Origin of the sequence: Paenibacillus sp. 3LSP, from assembly GCF_032465655.1 — a bacterium.
Classification (GTDB): Bacteria; Bacillota; Bacilli; order Paenibacillales; family Paenibacillaceae; genus Fontibacillus; species Fontibacillus barengoltzii.
This window is the reverse complement of record NZ_JAWDJI010000180.1, coordinates 1-19,695: the sequence shown is the minus strand read 5'-3', so window position 1 is coordinate 19,695 and position 19,695 is coordinate 1. Positions and strand designations below refer to the sequence as shown.

General features: G+C 52.2%; 22 protein-coding genes, 1 pseudogene and 1 riboswitch. Of the genes and pseudogenes, 22 read left to right on the top strand and 1 reads right to left on the bottom strand.

Annotated features, from left to right (window positions below):
* Positions 1–61: 61 nt before the first annotated feature.
* The 20 genes and pseudogenes from RW092_RS15510 to murA all read left to right on the top strand — a co-directional run.
* A pseudogene (locus RW092_RS15510) lies at positions 62–463 on the top strand (Sua5 family C-terminal domain-containing protein); the annotation flags it as partial.
* 4 nt (positions 464–467) lie between these two features.
* Positions 468–1,331 carry a DUF72 domain-containing protein gene (locus RW092_RS15505; RefSeq protein WP_028538176.1) on the top strand — a complete coding sequence of 288 codons (864 nt, stop codon included), beginning with the start codon at positions 468–470 and terminating at the stop codon, positions 1,329–1,331.
* Positions 1,332–1,843: 512 nt separating this feature from the next.
* The gene (locus RW092_RS15500; protein ID WP_036625975.1) at positions 1,844–2,404 is read left to right on the top strand and encodes a manganese efflux pump MntP; all 561 of its coding nucleotides are present in this window, start codon (positions 1,844–1,846) and stop codon (positions 2,402–2,404) included.
* Between the two features lie 74 nt (positions 2,405–2,478).
* A complete protein-coding gene (locus RW092_RS15495; protein WP_016314175.1) occupies positions 2,479–3,063 on the top strand; it encodes a low molecular weight protein arginine phosphatase in 585 nt (194 codons plus the stop codon).
* 48 nt (positions 3,064–3,111) lie between these two features.
* Positions 3,112–3,194, top strand: a riboswitch (ZMP/ZTP riboswitch).
* A 152-nt stretch (positions 3,195–3,346) separates the two neighbouring features.
* Positions 3,347–3,931, top strand: a complete 585-nt coding sequence (locus RW092_RS15490; RefSeq protein WP_016314174.1) for a TIGR01440 family protein — start codon at positions 3,347–3,349, stop codon at positions 3,929–3,931.
* 33 nt (positions 3,932–3,964) lie between these two features.
* The gene (glyA, locus tag RW092_RS15485) at positions 3,965–5,212 is read left to right on the top strand and encodes a serine hydroxymethyltransferase (RefSeq protein WP_028538174.1); all 1,248 of its coding nucleotides are present in this window, start codon (positions 3,965–3,967) and stop codon (positions 5,210–5,212) included.
* Positions 5,213–5,494: 282 nt separating this feature from the next.
* Positions 5,495–6,124, top strand: coding sequence for a uracil phosphoribosyltransferase (gene upp, locus RW092_RS15480; protein ID WP_260071016.1), 630 nt, complete (start codon positions 5,495–5,497; stop codon positions 6,122–6,124).
* A gap of 326 nt (positions 6,125–6,450) precedes the next feature.
* Positions 6,451–7,605, top strand: coding sequence for a non-hydrolyzing UDP-N-acetylglucosamine 2-epimerase (gene wecB / locus RW092_RS15475; RefSeq protein ID WP_316010623.1), 1,155 nt, complete (start codon positions 6,451–6,453; stop codon positions 7,603–7,605).
* A gap of 182 nt (positions 7,606–7,787) precedes the next feature.
* A complete protein-coding gene (locus RW092_RS15470; protein WP_009223736.1) occupies positions 7,788–8,033 on the top strand; it encodes an AtpZ/AtpI family protein in 246 nt (81 codons plus the stop codon).
* Positions 8,026–8,400, top strand: coding sequence for an ATP synthase subunit I (locus RW092_RS15465; protein ID WP_009223737.1), 375 nt, complete (start codon positions 8,026–8,028; stop codon positions 8,398–8,400). The genes RW092_RS15470 and RW092_RS15465 overlap by 8 nt, the downstream gene beginning before the upstream one ends.
* 40 nt (positions 8,401–8,440) lie before the next feature.
* Positions 8,441–9,259: a F0F1 ATP synthase subunit A gene (gene atpB / locus RW092_RS15460; protein ID WP_009223738.1), complete on the top strand. Its 819-nt coding sequence runs from the start codon at positions 8,441–8,443 to the stop codon at positions 9,257–9,259.
* 116 nt (positions 9,260–9,375) lie between these two features.
* Entirely contained in the window at positions 9,376–9,600 is a 225-nt protein-coding gene (gene atpE, locus RW092_RS15455) for a F0F1 ATP synthase subunit C (protein ID WP_009223739.1), read from the top strand.
* Between the two features lie 115 nt (positions 9,601–9,715).
* Complete coding sequence (gene atpF, locus RW092_RS15450; protein WP_009223740.1) at positions 9,716–10,204, top strand: F0F1 ATP synthase subunit B; 489 nt, start codon at positions 9,716–9,718, stop codon at positions 10,202–10,204.
* Positions 10,201–10,746 (top strand): F0F1 ATP synthase subunit delta, encoded by a 546-nt coding sequence (locus RW092_RS15445; RefSeq protein WP_009223741.1) that lies wholly within the window; start codon positions 10,201–10,203, stop codon positions 10,744–10,746. Before atpF ends, RW092_RS15445 begins: the two co-directional genes overlap by 4 nt.
* A 15-nt stretch (positions 10,747–10,761) precedes the next feature.
* Positions 10,762–12,276 carry a F0F1 ATP synthase subunit alpha gene (atpA, locus tag RW092_RS15440; RefSeq protein WP_016314171.1) on the top strand — a complete coding sequence of 505 codons (1,515 nt, stop codon included), beginning with the start codon at positions 10,762–10,764 and terminating at the stop codon, positions 12,274–12,276.
* Between the two features lie 224 nt (positions 12,277–12,500).
* Complete coding sequence (gene atpG, locus RW092_RS15435; protein ID WP_016314170.1) at positions 12,501–13,361, top strand: ATP synthase F1 subunit gamma; 861 nt, start codon at positions 12,501–12,503, stop codon at positions 13,359–13,361.
* A gap of 35 nt (positions 13,362–13,396) precedes the next feature.
* The gene (atpD, locus tag RW092_RS15430) at positions 13,397–14,788 is read left to right on the top strand and encodes a F0F1 ATP synthase subunit beta (protein ID WP_016314169.1); all 1,392 of its coding nucleotides are present in this window, start codon (positions 13,397–13,399) and stop codon (positions 14,786–14,788) included.
* Positions 14,789–14,848: 60 nt separating this feature from the next.
* Entirely contained in the window at positions 14,849–15,265 is a 417-nt protein-coding gene (locus RW092_RS15425) for a F0F1 ATP synthase subunit epsilon (RefSeq protein ID WP_016314168.1), read from the top strand.
* A gap of 288 nt (positions 15,266–15,553) precedes the next feature.
* Positions 15,554–15,805, top strand: coding sequence for a DUF1146 family protein (locus RW092_RS15420; RefSeq protein ID WP_016314167.1), 252 nt, complete (start codon positions 15,554–15,556; stop codon positions 15,803–15,805).
* 309 nt (positions 15,806–16,114) lie between these two features.
* Positions 16,115–17,458, top strand: coding sequence for a UDP-N-acetylglucosamine 1-carboxyvinyltransferase (gene murA / locus RW092_RS15415; RefSeq protein WP_036699475.1), 1,344 nt, complete (start codon positions 16,115–16,117; stop codon positions 17,456–17,458).
* 53 nt (positions 17,459–17,511) lie between these two features.
* On the opposite strand, the gene RW092_RS15410 is transcribed toward murA, so the two are convergent.
* Positions 17,512–18,546: a zinc-binding alcohol dehydrogenase family protein gene (locus RW092_RS15410; protein WP_316010622.1), complete on the bottom strand. Its 1,035-nt coding sequence runs from the start codon at positions 18,544–18,546 to the stop codon at positions 17,512–17,514.
* Positions 18,547–18,659: 113 nt separating this feature from the next.
* Here RW092_RS15410 and RW092_RS15405 point away from each other — a divergent pair, with 113 nt between their 5' ends.
* The gene (locus RW092_RS15405; protein ID WP_028538167.1) at positions 18,660–19,034 is read left to right on the top strand and encodes a winged helix-turn-helix transcriptional regulator; all 375 of its coding nucleotides are present in this window, start codon (positions 18,660–18,662) and stop codon (positions 19,032–19,034) included.
* A gap of 179 nt (positions 19,035–19,213) precedes the next feature.
* Positions 19,214–19,695, top strand: a 482-nt coding sequence (locus RW092_RS15400) for a hypothetical protein (RefSeq protein WP_316010621.1), incomplete at its 3' end; no start/stop codon positions are given.

Sequence of the window (19,695 nt, the reverse complement as noted above, 5' to 3'; positions counted from 1 at the left end):
TATACGTTAAGTTTTCCCTGAGGTACTTCAAAACAGCGCTGGGATATGCGCTGGCCCGGCGGCTGCGCCTCGCGCGCCGGGCATGAAGTACACGCACTATGCGCCGCAGGGCGTGTTGCACATTGTGCGCGGGTCCGCCGACCGGGTGGCGGACCGCATCCAGGCCGAGCTCGCGGCGGCCGCGGCGCGCGGGGAGAAGACGGGCGTGCTCGCCTTCGACGAGCGCCTCCCGTCCTACCGCGCCGACTGTGCGCTCTCGCTCGGCCGCGAGGACGAGCTGGAGACGGCGGCGCACCGTCTCTACGCTGCGCTCCGCCGCTTCGACGATTGCGGCGTCACGTACATTCTCGCCGAAGCCTGCCCCGAAGACGGGCTCGGCTCGGCGGTGATGAACCGGCTGCTGAAAGCTGCCGGTCACCGGGTGATTGAGGCCGGCGGAGATTCGGAAGAGGGCAGGGGGTGAGGTCATGATCCGCATCGGCCTGGCCGGCTGGGGCGATCATGACGATTTATACCCTGCCCGAACGCCGGCCAAAGACAAGCTCGCTTGGTACGCGAAGTTTTTTAACGTGGTCGAGGTGGACAGTTCGTTTTATGCTGTACTGGGCGAGGAGGTCTATCGCCGCTGGTTGGCGGAGACGCCGTCCGATTTCACGTTTATTATCAAAGCGTACCAAGGGATGACTGGACATAGCCGAGGGAAAACGCCCTTTGGCGGTCCCGGAGAGATGTTCCAGGCCTATCTCGATTCGATTCACCCGGTGGTGGAGTCGGGCCGGCTCAAAGCTGTAATGTTCCAATTTCCACCTTGGTTCGATTGCACGGCGGAGCATGTCCGGCAGCTGCGCGCAATCCGTAAATGGATGGGCAACTTGCCGCTGGCGTTGGAGTTTCGCCATCAAAGCTGGTTCACGCCCGCTAACCGAGAACGCACGTTGGAGTTCATGCGGCAGGAGGGCTGGATCCATATCGTTTGCGATGAGCCCCAGATCGGTCAAGGCTCCGTACCCACGGTGCTGGAGCCCACTGACCCTGAGTTAACGATCGTTCGCATGCATGGACGAAATGCTGCGGGTTGGAGTCAAGCCAGCGCGCCCAATTGGCGGGAGATTCGCACGTTGTACCGTTACTCGCTGGAGGAGTTGCAGGAGTGGGTTGACATGCTGAACCAGCTGCTCAGCAAAGGGACCCAGGAAATCTGTATGATCTTTAACAACAATTCCGGCGGGGATGCAGCATCTAACGCTTTGGATATGATGGGCCTGCTGGGTCAATCGCCACGGGAGCTTCCACCGCATCAGATTGATTTGTTCGGCGGTTGGGAGGATTAGTGGAATGAACGTTTCGCCTGCTGAACTAATGGGTGAAGCTTACGATGTCTTGGTACTGTGTAGGCACGTGCGACGATGGTTGCAGCTTTTAGCGGTAAAAAGTGACGTTATTATTAGAGGTAAGGTTCTGTTTTGAGTAAATAGCGGTAAATCATGGTGTTATTTATGCGGATTTCGGGATTACAGGCTTCTAAAGGGCAATTTAGCGGTACAAAATACCGTTATTTGTCCAATTTTTCCCATGTGTTGAGAAAATAACGCCGTCTTTTACCGCTAATTTCACATTGCTGGGGGAGTTCCGTTAATGTTGGGGGGCTCCTCCATTGTTGATGGAAGTTCTTCAATTGTTGGAGGGAATTCCTCCATTGATAGGAGCTCCTCTGCTGTGGGGAGTTCACCGTTATTGGTGGGGCGCACTTGATAGGAACGCACAAAGAAGGCCGCGTGAAGTCATGAACCGGGACCTGTCCGCATATGGTTGTACAAAAGACGGACAAAGGGGACTTTCGGTTATGGCAGAGGCTTATGAGCGGCTGGGAGAGCTGGTGACGATCCTGCTGATGGCGATTGCGCTGGGCATGGATGCTTTATCGTTGGGTGTCGGCATCGGCATGAAGGGAGTCCGGCGGAAAGATGCGTTCCGCATCGGGACGATGGTGGCTCTCTTTCACGTGTTAATGCCTCTGTTGGGAATTGCAGCGGGACAGTATGTCGGTGCGCTGCTGGGAAGCTTGGCACGATTTGTGGCAGGCGGACTTCTATTCCTGCTTGGCACGCATATGATCGTCAGCTCAATCAAAGGCAGCGGCGTACAGTCCATCAACCATCGGACTTGGTTAGGTGCGCTGCTATTTTCGTTAAGCGTCAGCATCGATTCGTTTTCCGTCGGGGTGTCGCTGGGCATGTTCCATGGAGACTGGCTCCTGACGGTGCTGGCCTTTGGATTTTTTGGCGGGATCATGTCCTTGCTTGGACTGGCGATGGGACGAGGCGTGGGGCGTTCGCTGGGCGATTACGGGGAGGCGGCTGGCGGAGCAATCTTGCTGGCGTTTGGACTATTGTTTATCTTTTGAAACCGAGGCCTTTCGTGATAAAATAAGGTCCAAACGCGGGTAAGCTTTCCCGCTGAATATGGAGGTGAAAGGGCATGCGCATCTTGTTTGTATGTACCGGAAATACCTGCCGCAGCCCGATGGCCGAAGGGATGCTGCGCAAGCTGGCGCGGGACCGGGGGCTGGACGTGGAAGTCCGCTCGGCTGGCGTAGCCGCCATGAAAGGGGCCTCCATTTCCCGTCATGCGGAAGCGGTGTTGCGGGACAGGGGGATTAAAGAGACTTTCGAATCTACCCCTCTTTATGCCGAACTGGCGGAGTGGGCTGATCTGATTCTGACGCTGACGCAAGGGCATAAGCGCCAGGTGATTCATTCATTTCCGGAGACAGCCGATAAAATATTTACATTAAAAGAATACGTTGAAGAAGACGCCTCCATATTAGCTACCTTGGAGGAGTTCCGACGCCTTGCGGCGGATCGGGAGCTGGCGCGAGCGCTGGGGAAGGAGTGGCCTGCGGAGCAGCAGCGGCGACTGGATGAGCTGCATCTTCGGCTGCCCGCGTTCGATATTTCCGATCCGTTTGGCGGTTCGCGAGCAGACTACGACCGAACGGCGGCGGAGATCAGCGCAGCGCTGGAGAAGCTGATCGCCAAGCTGGAGCGCGGCGAGGGGCATTAAACCAGTTGCATTTGCTGCGCGGATGCTTTATTCTAATAGCAGAAGTTTTAGCTCCGATGTAACTGGCGACAAGAGTGGATCAAACCACGATGGAGCATCGGAGAATACGGCCGGTCGCCTGGGCAAAGAGCACGACGCACGTCAGTTGCGTTATGCTCTTTTTTTGTTGGTTGGGTTTGAACGAAGCGGACGGACATCCGTTTGCGGTTCGCCTTTCTCTGATATAATAAGGACAGTCTTTGTGACATGTTGTTTGGTTTGCGGAGAAAGGAGCTGGCATCACATGGAACAGGAAGAGCTCGGTACCCTGCGGGCACAGGTAGCAACAATTGCAGAGGAAGTAGCCGTTGCAGCTCATCTGGGTCCGGGGAAGCTGCTGGTCATTGGGGCCAGCACGAGTGAAGTGGCGGGCAAACGAATTGGCACGAGCGGAGCTGAGGACATCGCGGCTGAGCTGTGGGCGGGAATTGAACAGGTTCGGGCCAAATACGGCTTTGACGTCGCCTTTCAATGCTGCGAGCACTTAAATCGTGCGCTGGTGGTTGAACGGGCGGTGCTGGAGCGATTTTCCTTGACGGAAGTTGCTGCGGTTCCCGTGCCGAAGGCAGGCGGTTCGATGGCCGCTGCAGCCTATCGGCGTTTGTCGGACCCGTGCCTGGCCGAGACGCTTGAAGCCCATGCCGGGATCGATATCGGCGAAACGCTGATCGGCATGCATTTGCGGCGGGTGGCGGTGCCTTTTCGTCCTTCACTGCGCCTGGTTGGGCAAGCACGCGTTACAGCAGCGACGACCCGTCCGAAGCTGATCGGCGGGGAACGAGCCGTTTATACGCTGCCGCCGGATTCGGATTCCACGCTTTGCGATTAAGTATAGATTAGATTCTAAGGAGGACAACGGAAGATGGAAAATTTGAGAAAGCAAGATCCAGCGGTACTGGAGGCTATGAATCTGGAGCTCAAGCGTCAGCGTAACAACATTGAGCTGATCGCTTCCGAGAACATCGTCAGTGAGGCGGTTATGGAAGCGATGGGATCCGTGCTCACAAACAAATACGCTGAAGGTTATCCAGGCAAACGGTATTACGGCGGCTGCGAACGCGTAGACATCGTGGAAAATATCGCCCGCGATCGGGCCAAGGAATTGTTTGGCGCTGACCACGCCAACGTTCAACCGCATTCCGGAGCACAAGCGAACCTTGCGGTTTACCTGGCTGCCCTCAAAACTGGCGACACCGTGTTGGGGATGAACCTGGCGCATGGCGGTCACTTGACCCACGGCAGCCCGGTCAACGCTTCCGGTTTGTACTATAATTTCGTGGCTTATGGGGTACAAGAAGATACGTTCTTGATCGATTACGATGAAGTGCGCAAAGCCGCTTTTAAGCATCGTCCACGTCTGATCGTGGCTGGGGCGAGCGCATATCCGCGGATCATCGATTTCGAGAAGCTGGCTTCGATCGCCAACGACGTAGGTGCGTTGTTTATGGTCGACATGGCGCATATTGCCGGTCTTGTGGCTGCGGGCTTGCATCCAAACCCGGTTCCACATGCTCATTTTGTGACGACCACCACCCACAAGACGCTGCGCGGACCACGCGGCGGGATGATTCTGTGCAAGCAGCCTTGGGCAGCCGCGATTGACAAAGCGGTATTCCCTGGTACGCAAGGCGGCCCGCTGATGCACGTGATTGCTTCGAAAGCAGTAGCCTTGGGCGAAGCGCTTCAGCCTTCTTTTAAAACTTATGCCCAAAATGTAGTGAAGAACGCTAAAGTCCTGGCGGAAACGCTGATGTCCGAAGGCCTTAACATCGTATCCGGCGGCACAGATAACCACCTGATGCTGGTGGATACGCGCAACCTGAACATCACAGGGAAAGACGCCGAGCATGTTCTGGATTCGATCGGGATCACGGTGAACAAAAATGCGATTCCGTTTGACCCAACCAGCCCATTCATCACCAGCGGTATCCGCATCGGTACGCCGGCGGCGACTTCCCGCGGCATGGATGAGGAAGCGATGAAGGAAATCGGGCAGATCATCGCTACTGTGCTGAAATCGCCGAAGGACGAAGCGGTGTTGGATAAAGCGCGTAAACAGGTGTCGGCATTAACGGATCGGTACCCGCTGTATCCGAACCTGCAGTATTAATGAAATCGTGACAATGGCAGGTTAGGCCTCCTAATCAAGCCGGGAGCATGTGCTCCCGGCTTATTGGCGTTTCACTTCTGGTCAAGGATGGATCTCTTGGTTACGTCTGACGGATCTTTTAAAGGATGAGTGACGTTTTTATGACGGCTTTCTGACAAGTTGGCGTGAGGGTGAAAATGCCATCTTGGAGTGATATAATAGACAAGATTTGTGGACGTTCGAAGAATGGGAACGAACAAGCAAGTAAAGACTTAGCAATAAAACCGGAGGGAAGAACGAAATATGAGAAAACTGGTGGTATGTGATCACCCTTTGATTCAACACAAACTGACTTTTATCCGCGATATGCGCACAAACACGAAGGATTTTCGTGAACTGGTAGATGAAGTAGCGACATTGATGGCCTACGAAATTACGCGGGACATTCCGCTGGAGTCGATCAAAGTGCAGACGCCGGTTGCTGAGGCCGAGTCGAAGGTCATTTCGGGTCGGATGCTGGGGCTGATTCCGATTCTCCGCGCCGGGCTGGGCATGCTGGACGGAGTGTTGAAGCTGCTTCCTGCGGCGAAGGTGGGACATGTCGGCCTGTTCCGTGACCCGGATACGCTGCAGCCAGTTGAGTATTACATCAAGCTTCCTACGGATGTTCAGGAGCGTGAGCTGATCGTGATCGACCCGATGCTGGCCACCGGGGGATCCGCTATTGCAGCGATCACCGCGTTGAAGAATCGCGGCTGCACGCAGATCAAAATGATGAACCTGATCGCCGCGCCGGAAGGGGTTAAGGCGGTGCATGATGAGCATCCGGACGTAGACATTTATGTAGCGGCTTTGGACAGCCATCTGAACGAACACGGCTATATTATTCCGGGTTTGGGCGATGCCGGTGACCGGTTGTACGGCACGAAGTAAGTCAAACGTCTGAATAGGAACTCCAACGTCTTAGGAGATGGTTGGGGCGAAGGCGTAGGGCATAGGGCCGGTTTAACGGCAAATTGTACCGTTAATTTTCTATTATTTGCGCAATGAAGAGAAATAACAGTAAATCCTACCTCTAATTTGGCCGATCTCAGCGAAAATGCGGAATTGCGTCGAAATTAACGGTAGCTTTTACAGCTAATCGAGGCACTTATGCCGGATATTCCAAAATTAACGGTATCTTTTACAGTTCATTGCTGCCGCATACCAAACGACAACAACTTATTTTGATTACCTCTATATGGAAGGAATTGAGTAGGGTGAGCAAGATTAAAGTAATGACGATCTTCGGCGTTCGACCCGAAGCGATTAAAATGGCGCCGCTGATTCTGGAGCTGCAGAAGCATCCCGACAAAATCGAATCGGTGGTGTGTGTAACGGCCCAGCACCGTGAAATGCTTGATCAGGTGCTGGACGTCTTTAAGATCGTTCCGGACTATGATCTGGACGTCATGAAGCCCAACCAGACGCTGAACGAAATTACGATTCGTGTGCTGCAAGGATTGGAGGGCGTCCTGAAGGAGGCCAAACCCGACATTGTGCTTGTGCACGGTGATACGTTAACGACTTTCTTGGCAAGTTACGCCGCTTTCCTTCAGCAAATTAAAGTGGGGCATGTCGAGGCCGGGTTGCGGACGTGGAACAAGCTTTCCCCTTATCCGGAAGAGATGAATCGTCAGCTGACCGGCGTTTTGGCCGATCTTCATTTTGCTCCGACGGAATGGTCAGCTGGAAATTTACGTAAGGAAAATAAACCGGAGTCAGCTATATATGTCACAGGCAACACGGTGACAGATGTGTTTCAATATACAGTACAGCCGAATTACACAAATTCTGTGCTGGACTGGGCCGCTGGAAAGCGGCTTATTCTCATGACGGCGCACCGCCGCGAGTCGCAAGGCGAACCGCATCTGAATATCTTCCGCGCCGTAAGAAGAATTGCCGATGAGTTTGAGGATGTAGCCATCGTGTACCCGGTTCACCCGAGCCCTGCGGTAAGGGAGCCGGCTTATGCAACCTTAGGTGATCATCCCCGTATTAAACTTATTGATCCATTAGATGTGGTGGATCTGCACAACTTCTACCCTCACACGCATTTGATACTTACGGATTCGGGCGGTTTGCAGGAAGAGGCACCATCCTTTGGTGTTCCGGTGCTGGTGCTTCGTGATACGACGGAGCGGCCCGAAGGGATCGAAGCGGGGACGCTGGAGTTAGTCGGCACAAATGAGGAGATGGTTTATGAACGGACAAAGGCGTTGCTTAGCGATCAGAAGCTATACGAATCGATGAGCCGGGCAGCGAATCCGTACGGTGATGGACAAGCATCTCAAAGAATTGTCAATGCGATTTGTCACCATTTTGGATTTTTGAAGGATCGTCCGGGGGAATTTCACAGAAAGTTCACAAACTAGCGAAAATTTGTTTTGATCGCGAGCCCAAAAAAGTATACAGTATTACTGTACGCTGTATGCGTTTTATTCAGGATTGCAAGGGCAAATTTAGCATTTCATGGCTTTAAATCACTAAAAAACCTCAATTGACAATAACTCTTCACAATTAGTAAAATAAATTGGGATTATTAGGGTGATTTGAGATGAAAGACCCGATTAAACCTGATAAAAACAACAACAGCGTATGGAAGGCTGTCGCTGTGGTAACCGCTTTAGGAACGAACTTTGCCGTGTGCGCTGTGGGAGGTTACTTCCTTGGCGCCTGGTTGGATAAGCTGTGGTTCAAGAATGGACTGGGCATTGGCCTTGGGGTTCTGATCGGCATTGCAGCGGGTATTGTCGGCATTGTCGCTCTAATTAAGTCGGTTGTGGGAGGAAAAGATGGATGAGCTCTCGAAATACAACCGCGCTCTAACAGCCGGAACCCTAGGTTTCTTGGCCCTGTGTTTTCTGGGAGGCGCTTTATTGCCGCAGTATCAAAGCATCATGCTCGGCATCGCGCTCGGCTCAGCGGTAAGCTGGATTAACGCGGTTTACTTAGGCCGCAAAGTCCGGCAAGTGCTAGATGCCGCGGTTAACGGTGGTTCGAAGCGGTTGAACATGGGGTTTCTAACCCGTGCAGCACTGGCGGTTCTAGCGGTTTTTGCCGCAATGAAATATCCGCAGTATTTTAACGTGTATGCGGTTGCCGGCAGTCTGGTTTTTGCGCAATTTTTTCTTCTTTTTATAGGTATTCGTTTTTCTCGTAAGCCTTAAAGCTTGATAGCATTTCAACTTGGAATGGGGGTGAGAAAACATGCATGAAGCTCCGGTCATAGAGTTGGGCGGTCTGCATTTGGACTTGTCCATCATCTTGATGCTGGTGGTGACCTGCACCATCGTGTTCGTCATCGCGCGTCTAGCGACTCGGAATCTATCCGTAGAGAATCCCGGCAAGCTTCAGAATTTCATGGAGTGGGCAGCTGAGTTCGTTCAGAACTTGATCTCCAGCACCATGGATCTGAAGAAGGGAAGACCTTTTCTCTCCCTGGCCATGACGATGATTATGTTTATCTTTGTCGCCAACATGCTAGGGCTTCTGTTTGGGGTCGTAACGGAGTATGATGATCCGGCGAAAGCGAAAATTTTCGGTCAGGAAATCACTTCGGTTACGAAGGTGCTTGCGGAAGAGCACGAGAAGCATCCTGGTGAGGAAGCTCACGCCGAGGTGGCATGGTGGAAATCGCCGACAGCTGATCTCAGCGTAACGATGGGTCTGGCCTTGCTCGTCTTCACATTGTCCCACGGTTTAGGGATGGTGAGAAACACGAGAAATTATTTTAAGCATTACGTTCAGCCCTATCCTTTGTTTCTACCAATTAACTTGATTGAGCAGCTCTCGAAGCTGGTAACGCATGGCGTTCGTCTTTACGCGAATATCTTCGCAGGCGAGGTACTGATCTCCACCATTATGACGTTGGCCAAAGCAAGCGTGGTTGGTGCGATCTTCTCCGTTCCGCTCTTGATGGTATGGGATGGATTCAGTATTTTCGTAGGTGCTATCCAGGCTTTCGTCTTTGTCATCTTGATGATGGTTTATATCTCGCAAAACCTGGAAAGTCACGAAGAGCATTAACCGGGCAGTGTTTGGAAGCCCGCATAAGCTAGTCTAAGTTTCAAGTTACGGATTGGAGAACGACTTCAACCTGACTGAACTATAAAAATTGATTTTACTTAAGGAGGATATACAAAATGGGAGCAATGGCATTATTAGCAGCAGCTATCGTAGCAGGTTTGGGCGCATTTGGCGCAGCGCTGGGTAACGGTATGGTTATCAGCAAAACAGTTGAAGGGATCGCTCGTCAACCTGAAGCGAAGTCCACTCTGCAAACAACGATGTTTATCGGCGTAGGTTTGATCGAGGTACTTCCGATCATCGGCGTGGTCCTGGCATTTATGTTCTTTGGTCAGGCTTAATAAGATTTTTAGAAAAGAAATGGCGGGGAAGGCCACAGACGTCCTCGCCTTCTTTTTAGCCCAGGGCGGGCGATACGCGATATGCGGATAGGCTTCGGAAAGGAGTGACTTGAGTTTGGAATTCGTATGGGAAAACACCGTCCTCGCATTGATTGCGATCGGGATTTTATACTTCTTGTTGAACAAATACGCATTTGGTCCGCTGTTTTCCGTGATGGAGAAGCGTCGTGAACTCGTTCAGCAACAGCTGAGTGAAGCGGCGCAAACACGTGAACAGGCAAATGCTTATGTGGAGGAGCAAAAAGCTGCCCTTCAGCAAGCACGCAAAGAGGCGTATGAAATTATTGAACAATCCAAGCAGACGAGCAGCAAGCAAGCCGCTCAAATGCTGGAGGAAGCCAAGAACGAGGCGGCCCGCTTGAAAGAAGAAGCGGTACGCGACATTCAGAACGAGAAGAACCGCGCGGTGGAACAACTTCGCAGCGAAGTGGGCGCTGTGTCGGTGAAGATCGCATCCAAGCTGATCGAGAAGGAAGTCAGCGAAGACAGCGTTCAAGGCGAACTGGTTGACAAGTACCTTAAAGAGGTCGGTGGCCGCTCATGAGCCGCGAGACCGTAGCTGCAAAACGGTATGCCAAAGCATTGTATGAGATCGCTGCGGCGGAAAGCCGGACGCTGGAAGTTGAAGAAGAGCTGAAAGCGCTGGCGGCTGCTTTCCAGGCAGGGGATATTGAGCATTTTCTTGCCTCACCGAAGATTACGGAATCGGCGAAATGGGAAGCCATCTCCAATGCGATTGAAGGCAAACTGTCCAAACCTGTAGTTTCGACGGTGAAGCTTCTGGTAGAACGCGGAAGAATCGGGCTCTTGCCGGAGCTGGTAGACGCTTACGTGAGCATTTCCAGCGAAGCGCTTGGGCTTGCCAATGCGTTAGTAACAACGACTTACCCGCTTAGCGAAGAGGAGAAGCAGCAGGTTGCTGCGGAGTTCGGCGCCCTCTTAAATAAGAAGATTCGCGTCGAGAACGTGATCGACAAATCGTTGCTTGGCGGAATGAAAGTACGAATTGGCGACACGTTGTACGATGGAAGCTTGGCCGGGAAATTGGAACGGCTTGAAAAGTCTTTTCGAAGACAAGCACTGTAGATAGGGGTGAAACACTTGAGTATCAGACCTGAAGAGATCAGTACACTGATTAAAAGTCAGATCGAACAATATAAATCGGAAATCGAAGTAGCTGAAGTCGGCACCGTTATTCAAGTTGGTGACGGTATCGCCCGTGTTCACGGACTTGAGAACGCGATGGCAAACGAGCTGCTCGAGTTTGAAAATGGCATTTTTGGTCTTGCTCTGAACCTGGAAGAGAGCAATGTGGGTGTCGTTATCCTCGGCCCTTACAGCGAAATCCGCGAAGGCGATCAAGTGAAACGGACCGGCCAAATCATGCAGGTTCCTGTCGGCGAAGCGATGCTGGGCCGCGTTGTGAACCCGCTCGGTCAACCGATCGACGGGAAAGGACCGATTGAAACGACGGAATTCCGTCCAGTCGAAAATAACGCTCCGGGCGTTATCGACCGGAAATCGGTTCATGAACCAATGCAAACGGGGATTAAAGCGATCGACTCGATGGTTCCGATCGGTCGTGGTCAACGGGAGCTTATCATCGGTGACCGTCAAACCGGTAAAACGGCGATTGCCATCGATACGATCATCAACCAAAAAGGCAATGGCGTGAAATGTATTTACGTAGCGATCGGTCAGAAGCAGTCGACCGTTGTTAGCGTTGTTGAAACGCTTCGTCGCCACGGTGCACTGGATTACACGATTGTGGTATCGGCCTCCGCTTCGGAACCGGCACCGCTTCTGTACATTGCTCCTTATGCTGGGGTAGCTATGGCTGAGTACTTCATGTACAAAGGCGAGCATGTCCTGATTATTTATGACGATTTGTCGAAACAAGCAGCTGCTTACCGCGAACTTTCCTTGCTGCTCCGTCGTCCTCCGGGCCGTGAGGCGTATCCGGGTGACGTCTTCTACTTGCACTCCCGTCTGCTGGAACGTGCAGCCAAACTGAGCGACGAGCTTGGCGGCGGTTCGATCACGGCGCTTCCGTTTATCGAAACGCAAGCTTCCGACGTATCGGCGTACATTCCAACAAACGTTATTTCCATTACCGACGGTCAGATCTTCCTGGAGTCCGACCTGTTCTACTCCGGTCAACGTCCAGCGGTTAACGTGGGTATCTCCGTATCCCGGGTTGGCGGTTCCGCGCAAATCAAGGCAATGAAGAAGGTTGCCGGTACGTTGCGTCTGGACCTGGCCCAATACCGCGAGCTTCAAGCGTTCTCCCAGTTCGGTTCTGATCTGGACAAATCGACGCAAGCTCGGTTGACCCGTGGTTCGCGTATGATGGAAATCCTGAAGCAAGGCGTTAACCAACCGTTGGCGGTTGAACTACAAGTCATCAGCTTGTATACCGCAGTCAAAGGGTATCTGGATGATATCCCGCTGGCTGACGTGCGCCGCTTCGAAGCGGAATTCCTGTCTTTTGTCCAAAATCAGCATGACGATGTTCTGCAGTCGATCCGCGACACCAAGGATCTGACGCCAGAGAACGAAACGAAGCTGAAAGAAGTAATCGAGCAATTCAAACGCGGTTTCGCGACTACGGCATAAGAATGTTCTTGCGGCAAACCGGCCTTGGCTAAGCGCAATGCCGGTTTACGCCTATGTGTAAAAAATACTTTGGTCAGGCCAAAGTTAGGCTCATGCTTACGAAGTTAGTTTTGGCTTCGCCAAAACTAAGCACATGCTTACGAAGTAACTTTGGCTCTGCCAAAGTTAGGCTCATGCTTACGAAGTTAGTTTTGGCTTCGCCAAAACTTTAAGGTGGTGAAATCATGGCAAAAGGGATGCGCGAAATCAAGCGTCAGATTAAAAGCGTTCAGAACACCCGGCAAATCACCAAAGCGATGGAAATGGTAGCCTCGGCGAAACTGCGTAAAGCGCAGGAGAGAGCGCAAGCGGCTCGGCCATACTCAGAGAAGCTGAAAGAGGTAGTATCCAGCATCGCGGCTGCCTCTCAAGGCGTTAGTCACCCGATGCTCGTGTCGCGTCCGGTCAAGCGGACCGCGTATATCGTGATTACGTCCGACGGCGGTTTGGTTGGCGGATATAACGCGAATATTTTGCGGAAAGTGACGGATCTGATCCGTTCTCGCCACGCCTCGGCTTCGGAATACGAACTGTTTGTTATCGGCCGTAAAGGCAGAGATTATTTCAAACGCCGCAATTATCCGGTTGTTCATGAAGTGACTGAGCTTTCGGACTCTCCGAGATTTGCGGATATTAAGTCGTTGACCTATGCAGCGGTGCAAGGCTTCGAAACTGAACAATTCGACGAAATTTACGTTTGCTATAACCGGTTCATCAATGCGATTACCCAACTGCCAACCGTGGAGCGCCTTCTCCCCTTTGATTCGGTGGAGAGCGAAGCGCCGGTCAGCAGCTATGAGTATGAACCTTCGCCGGAAGGCGTATTAGAAGTGCTTCTTCCGAAATATGCCGAAACGTTGATCTTTGGTGCGCTTCTTGACGGTAAAGCCAGTGAGCTTGGTGCGAAAATGACTGCAATGGGCAGCGCGACCAAAAACGCGACGAAGATGATTAATGAACTTACCCTGACGTACAACCGCGCTCGTCAAGCGGCGATTACGCAAGAAATTACGGAGATCGTGGCCGGAGCTAACGCACAAGGCTGATCGTTCCGGGCAGCAATTTTAGGAGGGAAACGAAGATGAACAAAGGACGCGTTGTCAGCGTAATGGGTCCGGTTGTTGACATCGAATTTGAGCGCGGTCAACTCCCGGAAATCTATAACGCAATTAAAATTGAGAAGCAAGACGGCCAGTCTGCTTTGGTTCTGGAAGCTTCCAATCATCTGGGCGATAACCTCGTTCGTTGTATCGCAATGGCCTCGACAGACGGCCTTGTGCGCGGTACGGAAGCAATCGACTTAGGAGCACCGATTTCGGTTCCGGTCGGTTCGGCGACATTGAGCCGCGTATTTAACGTGCTGGGTGAGCCGATTGATAACAAGGGTGAAACCAACAGCGAATTGAGATACCCAATTCACCGCGAACCGCCGAAGTTTGAAGATCTGTCGACGCAAGCGGAAATGCTGGAAACCGGGATCAAGGTTATCGACCTGCTGGCGCCTTATGCCAAAGGCGGTAAAATCGGCTTGTTCGGTGGTGCCGGCGTAGGTAAAACCGTTACGATTCAGGAATTGATCCACAACATCGCTCACGAACATGGCGGGATCTCCGTATTTGCCGGTGTAGGGGAACGTACCCGTGAAGGGAACGACCTTTACATGGAAATGACGGAATCCGGCGTTATCGAGAAAACGGCGATGGTCTTCGGTCAAATGAACGAACCGCCAGGTGCACGTCTTCGCGTAGCCTTGACGGGTCTGACGATGGCAGAATACTTCCGCGACCAAGAAGGCCGCGATGTATTGCTCTTCATCGACAACATCTTCCGGTTTACGCAAGCGGGTTCTGAGGTTTCCGCGTTGCTCGGACGGATGCCTTCCGCAGTAGGTTACCAGCCGACGCTGGCAACGGAAATGGGTCAATTGCAAGAACGGATCACTTCGACGAAGAAAGGTTCCGTTACTTCGATTCAAGCGATTTACGTTCCTGCGGACGACTATACCGACCCGGCTCCAGCTACAACGTTTGCTCACTTGGACGCAACGACGAACCTGGAACGGAAAATTTCCGAGAAAGGGATTTTCCCGGCCGTAGACCCGCTGGCTTCCAGCTCGCGGATTTTGACGCCGGAAATCGTAGGCGAAGAGCACTATGCCGTAGCCCAAGGCGTAAAACAAATCTTGGCTCGTTATAAAGAACTGCAGGATATTATCGCGATCCTCGGTATGGATGAATTGTCCGACGACGATAAAACGCTCGTTGCCCGTGCCCGGAAAATCGAACGCTTCCTGTCGCAGCCATTCCACGTGGCTGAGCAGTTTACGGGAATTAAAGGGAAATATGTGCCGATCGCCGAGACGGTCCGCAGCTTCAAAGAAATCTTGGAAGGCAAGCATGACGATCTTCCGGAAGCAGCGTTCCTGTTCGTAGGAACGATTGAAGAAGCTGTCGAAAAGGCCAAAACGCTGTAATTCGAAGCCGAATCCGGATGCTTCAGAAATGAACTGTCCCACGAACAGGAGGGATAACACTTGAGCACCTTTTTATTGGAAATCGTTACGCCGGAGCATGTGGTGTTCTCGAAAGAGGTTGACAGCTTGACGGTCCGCGGCGTTGAAGGGGAATTTGGCGTTTTGAAGGGCCATATCCCGCTCGTGACTCCGCTGCAAGTTGCCCCGGTGGTTGCGAAAATCGGCAAGGAAGAGACGTACATCGCCGTACACGGTGGATTTATCGAAGTACAGGGCGATAAGGTGATCGTACTTGCCGAGAGCGCAGAGCTGCCGGAGGAGATCGATCTGGAGCGGGCCATCGCGGCACGTGAGCGTGCGGAACGCCGTTTGGCGAATCGCAGCAACCAGGATCGTATCGATCATCGCCGTGCAGAGCTCGCGTTGCAGCGGGCGGTCACCCGGATTAACGTGGTCACCAACCGCAAACAGCAATAGACTGCAAAATAACGGGCACCTCTTAGGGGTGCCTGTTTTTTCTTACAGAATGACGTCAGAATGATATTTTGGTAATAGATGCCGTTGGAAGCCTTTGCATGACAAAGAAAAGCTGGATTATTGCGGCGATGCCAAGTATGATATATAAGGTCTATATTTTTACAGGATCGACACCGATATATAAATACGAACCTAACGCATCTTGGATCAATGTGACAGCGTCTAGTGGAGAAGAATTAACCGTTTAGGTACTTGCTGCATAAATATAAACGTGATGGAGGATTTATTATGAATCCCGTCGATCAGGTAGCGTCTTCAGTGGGGGTAAACGGCTTGACAGCGATCCTCGTCTCCTTGGCCTGCGTGGTGCTGTCGTGGCTGGCCCTGCAGAACTTGAAGCTGGATCTATTCATTCGTCACCCCAAGAGCCCGCAAGGCAAGCTGCTGCATCTGCTGCTCGCCATTGTACTAGGCCGTTTCGTAGCTGCTTTTATTATGGATTATTGGCAATATACCCAAATGCTGAAGTATATGTTTTGAGCTTAACTTTGAGCACGTATGAGTGTTAACTGAGTGTTTGTGGAGTTCGTCTACAGACAGATCAGGAAGGAAATTGTCGAATAACATCATTTCATTGTGTCAACAATGGTGAATAAGGACTACAACTCGAGAGCATGTCCATAATCTGGGCAAGAAGCGATTTCTGTGCCAAAACACGCTTTTTCGACAAGATTGGAGCCTTGTGTGCCTTAAATGACCGGTGATATGATGAAATTTAGGGATTGAACCAGGTAAATCTTTTTCCAAATCGGGAAAAAAAGTGAAAATGAACGCGCGGAGGGAACCATGATGAGCAAATTTATCGTCCGCGGTGGCAATGTTTTGGCCGGGAACGTAAAAGTCAGCGGTGCTAAAAATTCAGTGCTACCGATCATTGCAGCGTCTTTACTGGGTGAAGAAGGAGTCAGCGTCATTCGCGATGCACCCCCTCTTGACGATGTAATGACCATTAATAAAGTGTTGGAGTCGCTAGGAGCAGCTGTTAAGTATGACCGAGAGGTCATTACCGTCGATGCGCGGCAAATCACTTCTTGCGAGGCGCCTTATGAATGGGTGCGAAAGATGCGGGCGTCTTTTCTTGTCATGGGTCCATTGTTAACAAGAATGGGATTCACCCGGATTTCCCTCCCGGGTGGCTGTGCGATCGGAACCAGACCGATTGACCAGCATCTGAAAGGCTTCGAAGCGATGGGTGCAGAAATCACCATCGGCCACGGGTTTATCGAAGCCAAGTCGAACGGCCGCCTCCGCGGGGCTAAGATTTATTTGGACGTTGCCAGTGTAGGCGCAACGGAGAACATTATGATGGCGGCAACCTTGGCGGAAGGCACAACCATTATTGAAAATGCAGCGAAAGAGCCGGAAATCGTTGATCTGGCCAATTATTTGAACAGTATGGGAGCCGTTGTCCGCGGAGCGGGAACGGGTATGATTCGGATTGAAGGCGTCGAACGGTTGCGTGGTTGCGAGCATACGGTGATCCCGGACCGGATCGAGGCAGGAACGTTTATGGTCGCTGCGGCAATTACTGGCGGGAACGTCTTTGTCGAAGGGGCGATCGCGGATCACTTGGGACCGGTGATTTCCAAGCTGGAGGAAATGGGCGTCACCGTAGAAGTACAGGAGAACGGCGTACGTGTGATCGCAGACAAACCGCTAAAAGCAGTGGATGTAAAAACATTACCGTATCCGGGCTTCCCAACAGATATGCAGGCGCAAATGATGGCCCTGCTGCTCGTAACCGAAGGAGCGAGTGTCATTACCGAAACGGTATTCGAAAACCGCTTTATGCATGTCGATCAGTTCCGTTTAATGAATGCCGACATTAAGGTGGAAGGACGCAGTGCAATTATTTCCGGGAGCAACAAGCTCAGCGGAGCCAAGGTATGCGCCACCGACCTTCGTGCCGGAGCGGCACTGATCTTAGCTGGATTGGTAGCGGACGGGACAACGGAAGTCAGCGGGACGCATCATATCGACCGGGGATACGTGGATTTGGCCGAGAAGCTGTCCGGCTTGGGCGCGGACATTTGGCGGATTTCGGTCGAAGAGACCGCTCCGGAAACCGAGAAAGTATCAGCTAGCGCCAAAGAGGAAATCCCCGTTTTGAAAATTCAGCCCTCTTGGGCTTAAGCTGAAGTTCATAGATGTATGAAAAAACCATGCCGAAGGCATGGTTTTTTTCTTTAACTGAAGTGTTCCAGCACTACTTTGCCGATGGTTCTTCCGGACTCGAGGAGCGCATGGGCTTTGCGGAGATTGGCGGCGTTGATGGGAGAGAGCTTCTCTGCCACGGTCGAACGAATCACACCTTGATCGATCAAATCAGCCAAAGCGTTCAGCAGATGATGCTGCTCAATCATATCCTCCGTTTGGAACATCGGGCGAGTGAACATGAGCTCATAGACGAAGGTGACGCTTTTCTGCTGCAACAGGGAGATGTTGACGGGCTCATCCGTCTCAACGATTGAGCAGATTTTGCCTTGAGGAGCAATGGCGTCGACCATGTTCTTCCAGTGTTTTTCGGTCGTATTCAGGCAAAAGATATAGTCGACATGTTGAACTCCCATTGCTTGGAGTTGAGGGACAAAAGGTTCAAAGTGAGTGATGACCGCATCTGCCCCGAGCTCTTTTACCCATTTGACCGATTCAGGACGGGAAGCTGTGCCGATGACCGTAAGACCGGCATGCTTGGCCAGTTGTGTAGCGATAGAGCCTACACCTCCAGCAGCGCCTATGATTAGAATGGTTTTTCCGGCATTCTGGTTGGCGTCTTTGGAGATGCCTAAGCGATCATACAATGCTTCCCATGCGGTAATTGCGGTCAATGGGAGAGCAGCTGCCTCGGCGAAATCCAGGGAAGCAGGTTTGCGGCCAACGATCCGTTCGTCAACCAGGTGGAATTCGCTGTTTCCTCCAGGACGGGTGATGCTGCCGGCATAATACACGGCGTCCCCCGGCTTAAACAAGGTCACGTCCGGCCCCACTTCTTCAACGATGCCTGCAACGTCCCAACCGATTACTCGGGGGGAAGACTCCACTTTACTTTTGGGTTTTCGCACTTTCGTGTCGACGGGATTGACGGAGATCGCGTGAACCTTGACCAGCAAATCTCTACCGGTTGGAACAGGTCTGTCGATCTCGAGATCCAACAAGCTCTCCGGGTGATCGATGGGCAAATAGTTATAGAATCCAACGGCTTTCATGGTTTGATTCGCCATAGTATACCTCCTCCTTTTCTATTGTTAATGTAAATGTAATGCACTAAAATGGGAAGTACGCACATTAATGTTATGTAGTACACATTTGTATACTATTGTGGAGGGATGCAGCAATGCGCAATCGCAAGAGCGGCTATGGCTTTTGTCCCAACGATGAAGCTTGCCCGGTAGAGTTCACGCTGGATGTGATTGGCGGCAAATGGAAAGGGGTCTTGTTATATCATTTGATGAACGGGCCGATTCGATTCAACGAATTTCGCCGAATTTGCCCCGGGATTACCCAACGGATGTTGACGCTGCAGCTTCGCGAACTGGAGGAGGATGGCGTCGTTCATCGCGAGGTGTACCACCAGGTCCCTCCGAAGGTGGAGTACTCCTTAACGGAATTTGGCAAAACTTTAATTCCGATCATTATCCAAATGAAGGAATGGGGCGAAACCTATAAGAAGACGGCTCCGTTTCTGAACAAGATGGAAGACCAAGGTTGATCGTTTCTATAAAATCTAGGAGCTTTTGCAAGGGACCCGAGAAATCGGGTCTTTTTGATGTTCTAGCAATCCCTCAAAACTCATATCTATAAGTATAGCGGGCAAACGATATAAGGGCAGAAAGCTAGGTTACTAGCTCGCTAGTAAGGCAGCATGATGAGGGCGGGGGGAATCCATCGATGCAGGAACGATCTCAAGCAGTCAAAGTCAATGTGGCACCTCGTCGAGAGGTCAAGCAAAGCCAAAAAGAAAGCAGCCATCTTCCCATAAGTCATCAGGCCGTGAGCCAGCCTTTAAGGGATGACGGGGCGAATGCGACGAAGAAGCCGGCGCCCGTATCTATGATGAAGGTTCAACCGAAATTGGAACAAGCGACGGAGTTAAGTGAAGAACGTGGAAAAGGAGGAGTCGAGCAACACGGGCGTGCGGGGATTGCTAGTGCGGTCCATGAAGGCACGGCCAGGGTGAAGCTTACGGCAGGGCCCGGGGCACCGCCGGCGGTACCGCTGCTGCAAGTGGTGCCGCCGGAGACCCGCGTGCGCGTCAGCGTCCGCACGCGGCCGCGCCGAACCCTCTCCCGCCTCGGGCGGAGATGGTTCGGCGGCACCGGCGCCGCCCCTGTGGCGGCGGCGCTCCTCGCGCTGGCGCTGCTGCTGCCAGC